Consider the following 1,935-nt stretch of genomic DNA (forward strand, 5'->3'; position numbering starts at 1 on the left):
GCTGGAGGTGTGCCACGAACGCTGAGAGTGAGGTTGATGTAGGCAGGGACCCTGCTTGATGTGGTGCTGTGCGGAAGATGAAGGTCTTGTGGCCCTTCGGCGTCGCCCTGCGGTGGGAGGCGTCAAACCGCCCCGAGCTGCGTTGGTTGAAGACCGTCGTGGTGAGCGTCCGGGGAAAAGGCGCCGGTCAGGCGTCAGGTGGGGACCGGGAAGGCGAACGCGAGTGAACCGCTGATGACGTGTCGTAAGTAGTAGGTGACATCGAAACCGGGGTGACTTCAGGATCCCGGGACAAGCCTGGCGGGTGACCGCTTATTGGCCAGGCGGTGTCCGGCATGAAGGCGGCGCGAGCCCGGTCTGCGGCTTCCGTACGGAACGTGGGAAGGCGTGTCGCGATACTGCCCCGGCTCAGCGGCCGGGGCGCCAGGGAGAACCCGGTGCGGAAGTGCTCCGGCCGGGTGCTGAGTACCGTCGCGCGGCGCGCCGGCGGACCGGCTCGTAGTAGCGGGGAAGCCCCGGTAATCGGGGTGGAGCGAAGGGGCCGGGTCGTTCGTGACTGGTTTGTTCGGTCAACCGGAAGCTCTCCGGGAGGAGCGGGATGGACGAGTTGAAAGCGTCGGCCAAGCCGTTCGACATCTCCAAGCAGGAGGTGTGGGACGCCTGGGTGAAGGTGAGAGGGAACAAGGGCTCGTCCGGGGTGGACGGAGTGTCGATCGAGGCGTTCGAGAAGGGCCTGAAGAACAACTTGTACAAGGTCTGGAACAGGATGTCCTCGGGCACATACTTCCCGCCGGACGTCAAAGCGGTGCCGATCCCCAAGAGCGGGGGTGGCACCAGGGTGTTGGCGGTGCCCACCGTCGCTGACAGGGTCGCGCAGACGGTGGTGGCCGGACATCTGTCGGAGCGGGTGGAGCAGGTCTTCCACCCGGACTCCTACGGGTATCGGCCGGGCAAGTCGGCACTGGACGCCGTCGCGTCCTGCCGGGAGCGGTGCTGGCGGTTCGACTGGGTGGTCGAGTTCGACATCCGGAAGTTCTTCGACACCGTCCCGTGGGACAAGGTGGTGGCCGCGGTCGAAGCGCACACCGACGCCCGTTGGGTGGTGCTGTACGTCAAGCGGTGGCTGGCCGCGGGGCTGCGCCTGCCCGACGGGTCCACGACGGAAAGGGTGGAGGGCACGCCGCAGGGTTCTGCGGTGTCGCCCGTCTTGGCGAACCTGTTTCTGCATTACGCGTTCGACGCGTGGATGGTCCGGGAGTACCCGGGCTGCCCGTTCGAGCGTTACGCCGACGATGCGGTGGTGCACTGCCGCACCCTGGCGGAAGCGGAACGGGTCCTGGCCGCGCTGCGGTCCAGGATGGCCGAGGTCGGTCTGGAACTGCATCCGGACAAGACCCGGATCGTGTACTGCAAGGACGACAACCGTCGGGGCCGGTCTCCGGTCACCGAGTTCACGTTCCTGGGGTTCACGTTCCGGCCACGAGGAGCCAAGGACAGACACGGGGTGATGTTCACCGCGTTCCTGCCCGCCATCAGTCACCAAGCCCTGAAGAGGCTGAGCAGGACGGTGCGGTCCTGGAGACTGCACCGGCGCACCGCGCAGGAGTCATCTGACCTGGCACGGATGGTCAATCCGGTGGTCAGGGGATGGATGAACTACTACGGGCGCTTCTACCGCTCAGCGCTGTATCCGCTGCTCGACCGCATCAACACCTACTTGCTGCGGTGGATCCAGAAGAAGTACCGGGTCGGGACGAAACAGGCCCTGCGACGGTTGGCCCGTGGCCACACGTTGCGCCCGAAGTACTTCGCTCACTGGACCTGGACGGCCCCGGCGGGGGCGAGGCCCAGAACGACAAGAGCCGTATGACGGGAGACTGTCACGTACGGTTCCGTGGGAGCCCGGGGGTGAGATTCCCCCGGGCGACCCGACTA

General features: G+C 66.3%; 1 protein-coding gene. It reads left to right on the forward strand.

Features of this window, described 5'->3' with window-relative positions; all coding sequences use genetic code 11:
* Nucleotides 1–598: 598 nt before the first annotated feature.
* Entirely contained in the window at nucleotides 599–1,870 is a 1,272-nt protein-coding gene (ltrA, locus tag JL475_RS38760; RefSeq protein ID WP_202282889.1) for a group II intron reverse transcriptase/maturase, read from the forward strand.
* Nucleotides 1,871–1,935 lie beyond the last annotated feature (65 nt).

The organism is Streptomyces sp. M2CJ-2 (assembly GCF_016757295.1).
In the GTDB taxonomy this organism is placed as follows: domain Bacteria; phylum Actinomycetota; class Actinomycetes; order Streptomycetales; family Streptomycetaceae; genus Streptomyces.

Excerpts from the sequence above, each read along its gene's own strand:
- ltrA (WP_202282889.1), top strand. The coding sequence starts at position 599 with ATGGACGAGTTGAAAGCGTCGGCCAAGCCGTTCGACATCTCCAAGCAG.